This is a genomic window from Pseudomonas sp. 18.1.10, assembly GCF_024655625.1.
Lineage (GTDB): Bacteria > Pseudomonadota > Gammaproteobacteria > Pseudomonadales > Pseudomonadaceae > Aquipseudomonas.
Genome location: NZ_JANLGL010000465.1, coordinates 1 through 832, shown reverse-complemented (window position 1 = coordinate 832; position 832 = coordinate 1). Strand labels below are relative to the sequence as shown.

Sequence of the window (832 nt, the reverse complement as noted above, 5' to 3'; positions counted from 1 at the left end):
TTGACTGCATTCCAAAGTTGGAACTCGGTTAAATGTGGGAGCGGGCTTGCTCGCGAAGGCGGCCTTAAAGACAACACCCATTACTGCTCATACAATGCCCGCTGCCTTGTAGGAGACATCCATGACCACCCGCCCCGCCACCCCTCGCAAACCCCGCGCCCGCAGCCAGGCGCGGATCGACGCGATCCTCGACGCCGCCCGCACCTTGCTGGCCGCCGAAGGCGTGGCCGGTTTGTCGATCTACAGCGTGGCCGAGCGCGCGCAGATCCCGCCGTCGTCGGTGTATCACTTTTTCGCCAGCGTACCGGCGCTGCTGGAAGCGTTGACGGCGGATGTCCACGCCGCCTTCCGCGCGGCGATTCAGGCGCCCATCGACCACGCTTCACTCAAGCACTGGCGGGACCTGTCCTACATCGTTGAACAGCGCATGCTGACCATCTACGACCACGACGCCGCCGCGCGCCAGTTGATCCTGGCGCAGCATGGGCTGACGGAAGTGACCCAGGCGGATCGTCAGCATGATCTGGAACTGGGCGACTTGATGCTGGCCGTGTTCAACCGTCACTTCGATGTGCCGACACTGCCGAGTGATGTGGATGTGTTTGCCTTGGCGCTGGAGCTGAGCGACCGCGTGTATGCGCGCTCGGTGCATCAGCATGGCTTGATTACGCCGCGCATGGCGGAGGAAGGGATGCGGGTGTTTGATGCGTATGTGGGGCTGTATTTGCCGGCTTATCTGCCTAAGCGTTGAGCCTTGTGGTGGCTGGACGGGCCTCTTCGCGAGCAAGCCCGCTCCCACACTTGACCGAGTTCCAACTTTGGAATGCAGTCA

1 protein-coding gene is annotated in these 832 nt (G+C 62.3%); it reads left to right on the top strand.

Features of this window, described 5'->3' with window-relative positions; all coding sequences use genetic code 11:
* Window positions 1-121 precede the first annotated feature (121 nt).
* Entirely contained in the window at window positions 122-751 is a 630-nt protein-coding gene (locus NUV89_RS29715; RefSeq protein WP_257784123.1) for a TetR/AcrR family transcriptional regulator, read from the top strand.
* Window positions 752-832: the final 81 nt, after the last annotated feature.

What these genes read in the sequence shown, in the direction of transcription:
- NUV89_RS29715 (WP_257784123.1), top strand. Translation starts at nt 122, where the DNA reads ATGACCACCCGCCCCGCCACCCCTCGCAAACCCCGCGCCCGCAGCCAG.